Below are 6107 nucleotides of genomic sequence, written 5' to 3' on the forward strand. Positions count from 1 at the left end.
GATAAGATAAATAGACTGTTAAATAACTGCTTGTTGTAGGGGTTAGATAAACCCCTATTTTAATTTAGGGTAAAAAATCGGCGTTGAGAACCTGAAGTAAAGAAAAGGGTGGTTGTTCGGGGAATAATTCTGAGGGAAGTTGATATTTTCTGAGGGTATCGTTTCTAGCATCTGTATAACAGCCTAAATAGAGATCATTTAAAATAGATTTCAAGCTGGGACTATCTGCCAAAGTATAAATTATTTGTCGTCTTTGTTCAATAACTGTATTACGCCAACCTCTGGCATTATCATCTTTTTCTGCTTGCCAATATTGGAGTTTTAATAAATGTTCAATCAAGACTATTAACCGAGTTTTTAACTCTTTCTTTTCACTCCGTCCCATACTATCAATTTCTTCAAGCAAATTCTCAATATCTAATTCTTCTAGTTTTCTTTCTCTCAAAAGTTTAACTGTTGTTTCTATCCATAAATAAAAATCTTGATCATATAATGCTTTATTACTATGACTGGTCAGCATAAAAAATACTCCTGACTCAATAGGATAATGGTTACATTGTAAACCACCTTTATTTTGATTTTCACAGAGATTTAATAGTTTTTAGGAGTTACGCACTGTACAAAATGCAGATGATATGTATGAATGAAATTGCCTAGTTTCACGCTTTTGTCATCCCATATTAATACGGTGCGTCAGATAGAGGAAGTCTGTTAGATGCTCAATTATCGGGTCTGACGCACCCTACAAGAGATAGAATTGATAATGCTTATTTAATAGATTCTGTCAATGCGTAACTCATAGTTTTCTAATATCTGATCAAGATTTAAATTTACTGCTGCGTAATTGTCCACAAGCAGCATCAGCTTCTAAACCCCGTGAATAGCGCACACTGACGGCAGTATTTTGTTCTTGGAGAATTTTAACAAAGGCTTGAATGCGATCGCGATCTGGTCTTTTGTAGTCTACTTCCTCAATGGGATTGTAGGGAATTAAATTGACATGACTTTGAAAACCGCGTAAACACTTAGATAACTGCATAGCGTGTTCCGGTAAATCATTTACCCCCGCCAAAAGTACATATTCAAAGGTGACACGTCTACCAGTAATTTGTACATATTCTCGACATTCTGCCAGTAAATCCTCTATGGGATAGGCTTTAGCACTGGGGATAAGCTGTTCCCGCAATGCTTGGTTAGGTGCATGGAGGCTGACAGCTAGAGTAACTTGTAAATTATGTTCGGCCAATTGACGAATGCGATCGCGAATGCCTACAGTAGAAAGAGTCAGCGATCGCGCACCAATTCCCACATCTTGATTTAAAGATTTAACCGCAGAGATGACGCTTTCCGTATTTAGCAACGGTTCACCCATCCCCATAAACACCACATTACTAACCCGTTGTTGAAAATCTTCTTGCACAGTCAAAACTTGATCAACAATTTCCGCACGGTTGAGATTGCGGGTAAATCCACCTTTACCTGTAGCGCAGAAATCGCAAGCCATTGGACAACCAACCTGGGTAGAAACGCAAACCGTTAACCGTTTATCACTGGGAATACCCACCGCTTCGACAATTTGACCATCTGCAAGTTTGAGGAGATACTTTACCGTGTCATCTGGTGCAACAGAACGGTAATGTAGAGTTGAGCGGCCAACGGGAACTTCTGCCAATTCCCCACGCCAATTTTTTGGGAATACAGAAATATCCGAGAGCGATCGCACTCCCTGATTATAAATCCAATCATGTAATTGCTTACCCCGATAACCAGGTTGTCCCTGCTGTTGCACCCACGCAGTTAACTCCGTCACCGAAGCACCTAGCAGAGGGGGGATAAGTTGAGATTTTTCGGTTTTGGGTAGATCTAACGGAGATACAAGAGGTGTAGCAGACATAAAAAGTCACGAATTGATTCTGTATTTCTATCTTACCCTGTGATTTGTACTGGTTGGATAAATAGGGGTAGGTAAAGGGAATTGTCAAGTTTTTTGACTAAGGTAAGAACGGCGAGCCTTACCGACTGTAATTATAACATCAGTTAACATCTTTAGAGCCAGGTCTTTTCCTGGACAAATGCGTCCAGCATGACGATCTCCAACAGAATTAAACCCCATGTGAAAGGGGCAAAGATTCTCTCGTTGTGGATTAAATTCATAAGTAGTCGCTCCCCAAAAATCTTCACTAAGCATCCCCAAAAGCATAGGAATCAAAATTTTTGTTCCTGTGGGAAAGGTTCGCATTTTTCCACCTACTCTTGCCGTAAATGGTTCAGTAGCAACTCGGTGAGAAGCACTTACAGGTGTAAAGAGACGAGCGCATTCTAATAAAAAAAGTTTGATACTTGGATGATCATTTAGATCAAGTTTGTCCCAATAGTCCTTAACATCAATTTTACTGGTTTGATGACCTTTGTAAGCAGGAAGCAATTGATAACCCATTGCTGTTCTGCCTAAGTGAAGTGGACCTTGCAATCCCGCAATACTGATTAAAGAAACCATCAATTTCCCAAGTTCTTGGCGCGTCATTTTGCCATGTTTAGGGTTGTTTTCTTGGAAATTAGCCAGTGCTGGAGAATTTTCATAAATGGTGGCTACTTGTTCTATTAGTTCAGGAATTTTACCAAATCCCAATAGATTTAAGTTCTTTAAAAGACTACTGCCAGCAAAATAATATAATGTCCCTTTTTGGGTGTAATGAAAATTGGTAATAATAGCGATTTTTTCTTGGTCATTAGGATTAATCCCAAAAATAACATAGTGAATATATCGAACTAAAAAGGCCTTCCAACCTAGTTGATCATTGTTAAAAAATTCTTCTAAAGCATTATGGGAAAGCCTATCAACATAATCAGAGGCTAACTTATTTACTAACTGTTTCGCCACCTGATCATTTTGACGGATGATCATCTGCTCATTAAAGAAGTAATCATCAACACATTGACGAAAAACATCATGATTTCCTCCTCCTGCTGCTGCGTCTGAGAGAGAAATTAAAAAAACATTACGTTGTCCTTTGTCAACTCCAGGACCATGTGTAGCACTGAGCATTGTAGCTCCTAATCGCCAATCACGGGCTTGGGGTGAAGTCAGAGCGGTTTCTAGTGTTTCAAAGTCTGCTAAGACAACTTGACCGGCGCAACAAAAGCTTGAACCCAGTGCTTGCCGTTTAGCATCAAGGTAAGGTGGATTATTGGCAATAATTCCCTCTCCAAAGCTGATTATAGGCAAGAACATACGACTTACTAGATTGTGGGGATTTTCTATTGCCCAAGCCTGAAATTGATTAAGGGCTGTGTCTAATAGTGATGGCTGCAAATCAGTTTGTGGTGTGGTGGTTGGCTGCATACTCGTTTTTTCTCCAAACAATTAGAGGGGTTACAGATTAACAGAAAATATCAAATACGTCCGATGGGTTTCAGCCTCTTGTTGGGTGCGACAAATTGGATAATTAATCAACTTCTGATTTACCCCAATAATACAGCAGGATTCAGGATTCAGAATATTTATGAAATCAGGAGTAGAGAGAAATTAGATTTTGTCGAAATTATCACATTGGACTCGAAAGGGTTTTATCAAGTAGAATACAGGAATCAGAAATCCGAATGAATTATATACGACTAGCGAGATGTATAATTGGGTTTAAGACTACTACAAAATCTATGTTTTTGTGGTCAATAAGAAAGTGGTGGGTATGAATCCCCCACTAATTTATTCTGACTCCTGACTCCTGACTCCTTCTTCTTTTCTATTAGACTTCTTGCAAAAGTCGTGATTTTTAAATTCTTCTTTGCGCCTCTGCGCCTCTGCGTGAGCTTTTCAAGAATATTCTTGGCGACACCAAAGTATTTATGCAAGAGGTCTATTTAAGAATTTTGAGTAGGACGAAATAAACGATCATGTTCAGGATGGTATAAGCGCGATCGCCTTTGGCGCGGCGTAGCCCATCGCCCACTTGTTGACAATAATGCCGGACTAATGACATAAAGTGTAGTACGGATTAATTGTTCTTCTTTAGTACACTCTGCCATCTGTGCCAGGGGAATAACTCTAATTTTTTCATCAACCCACCCCAAACGATAACAAATCGCCACCGGGGTATCATCTGGATAATGTTCCAAAAGTTTAGCTTGAGCATCTGCAACATGACGCGCACTCAAATATAAACACAAACTAGCCTGATGTGCGGCTAAACTTGCTAATTCTTCCCTGGTTGGTACTTCAGTACGTCCACTGATGCGAGTGAGAATGATAGTTTGCACCAAACCAGGAACAGTTAACTCAACCTTGAGCTTGGCTGCTGCGGCTTGAAAAGCACTGATTCCAGGGATAACCTCAAAAGGGATATTTGCCTGGGCTAAAGCCAGCATTTGCTCATGGATGGCGCTGTAGAGACTAGGATCACCAGAATGAAGACGAATTACAGATTTGTGCGATCGCACTCTGTCAATCATCACAGGTAAAATCTCTTCCAAAGTCTTATTCGCCGTTTGAATTATTTCCGCATCTGGACGACAAACCCCTAAAATCTCCTTGGGAACTAACGAATCAGCGTATAAAATCACATCAGCTACAGCCAATAATTTCTGTGCCTTCACAGTCAATAAATCAGGATCTCCAGGACCCGCACCCACAATATACACTGCTGATTCTAAAGTAGGCAAAGAGCCGAAATACCCTAATTTCTCTGTATATTCACTCATGATATCCCAACAGCAACTTCACACAAAAAATTTTATTTGACATTTTCTCAGTATCTTTCCGGGTTAATGATCTTTGGCTAGTAGATAGAAATGGTAGATGCACCCTGGTTAAGCCCTAGATACAAATCTGGGGCATTTTTTTTATTGAAGGCAGGAGTGAGGGGGCAGGAGGCAGGAGGGAAACTGACCTCTAACGTAAGCTACAAACAAGGGGAGCAAGGGTTTAAAACCCCGATTGAAAAGGAGTTTCAGTGGTTTCAAATCAGGATGGGGCAAATCCCCTTTTGCCTTCTGCCTCCTTCATTTTTGGTAAGGAGAAACAACATCGGGTAAAGGGCGTTTAACGACATAAAGCCAAGCTAAACCCGCTAAACCTAACATAATTCCAAATAAACTAACTAATTGGGCAATTCGCAAGTCCCCTAACATCAAACTATCTGTGCGTAACCCTTCAATCCAAACCCGGCCTAAGCTGTAGGCTACCCAGTAAACTAAAAACAGCGTCCCCACCTTCAAGCGTAACTTGCCAGATACAGCCATAAAAAACAATGTCAGCAACAAAGCAAACACCATTAAATTCCACACAGACTCATAGAGAAAAGTGGGATGGAAGTATTCAAAATTAACGAAACTTGAGGGACGACGTTCTGGGGGAATATATAACTTCCAGGGTAAATTAGTGGGACTACCAAAGGCCTCAGAGTTAAAGAAATTTCCCCATCTGCCGATCGCTTGCCCTAAAATCAGCGAAGGAGCGACTAAATCGGCTAATTGCCAAAAGGAGATATTTTTCAGTTTAGCGAAAATTACAGCCGCGATCGCCCCCCCAATAATTGCCCCGTGAATGGCAATACCTCCTTGCCAAATGGCGACAATTCGCTCTGGATGTTGGGCATATTCTGACCATTCAAACAAAACATAATATATTCGAGCAGCAGGAATTGCCCCAATTACCAACCAAATTGACAAATCACTAATTAACTCTGGGTTTACCTGACGACGCTTTGCTAAATATTGGGAAAGACTAACCCCAATTAACACAGCCGAAGCAATCAGCAACCCATACCAACGGATAGTTATTGGCCCTATTTGCACGATAGTCGGACCAGGAGAGGTAAACTGAAACCCCAAAAGCAAGGCTGAAAAATCTAGTTCCATGTAGAAGTACCCATAAAAGTATGTCTATGAAAAGCTATAAAAATACTTGTATTCCCAGTATTATAGCCTTGAGTCTTCAACCTTCAAAGAGAAATTTCCAGTGAAGAGGTAATGGGTAATGGGTAATGGGTAATGGGTAATGGGTGATGGGTGATTGGTAATGGGTGATGGGTGATTGGTGATGGGTGATTGGTGATGGGTGATGGGTGATTGGAACTGAACGATTTTCCTGCGGAGATGAATGATTTTTC

The 6107-nt window shown here is 40.5% G+C and carries 5 protein-coding genes; all 5 read right to left on the reverse strand.

What is annotated here, in order from left to right:
- Positions 1-64 precede the first annotated feature (64 nt).
- A complete protein-coding gene (locus VB711_RS07875) occupies positions 65-520 on the reverse strand; it encodes a DUF29 domain-containing protein (protein ID WP_323285300.1) in 456 nt (151 codons plus the stop codon).
- Positions 521-817: 297 nt separating this feature from the next.
- Positions 818-1894 carry a 23S rRNA (adenine(2503)-C(2))-methyltransferase RlmN gene (gene rlmN, locus VB711_RS07880; RefSeq protein ID WP_323285301.1) on the reverse strand — a complete coding sequence of 359 codons (1077 nt, stop codon included), beginning with the start codon at positions 1892-1894 and terminating at the stop codon, positions 818-820.
- 84 nt (positions 1895-1978) lie between these two features.
- Positions 1979-3343: a cytochrome 450 gene (locus VB711_RS07885; RefSeq protein WP_323285302.1), complete on the reverse strand. Its 1365-nt coding sequence runs from the start codon at positions 3341-3343 to the stop codon at positions 1979-1981.
- Between the two features lie 518 nt (positions 3344-3861).
- Complete coding sequence (gene cobM, locus VB711_RS07890; protein WP_323285303.1) at positions 3862-4698, reverse strand: precorrin-4 C(11)-methyltransferase; 837 nt, start codon at positions 4696-4698, stop codon at positions 3862-3864.
- A 300-nt stretch (positions 4699-4998) separates the two neighbouring features.
- On the reverse strand, positions 4999-5856 hold the full coding sequence (gene lgt, locus VB711_RS07895) for a prolipoprotein diacylglyceryl transferase (protein ID WP_323285305.1): 858 nt from the start codon (positions 5854-5856) through the stop codon (positions 4999-5001).
- Between the last annotated feature and the right edge of the window lie 251 nt (positions 5857-6107).

It is taken from the genome of Cronbergia sp. UHCC 0137 (genome assembly GCF_034932285.1).
Classification (GTDB): Bacteria; Cyanobacteriota; Cyanobacteriia; order Cyanobacteriales; family Nostocaceae; genus Cronbergia.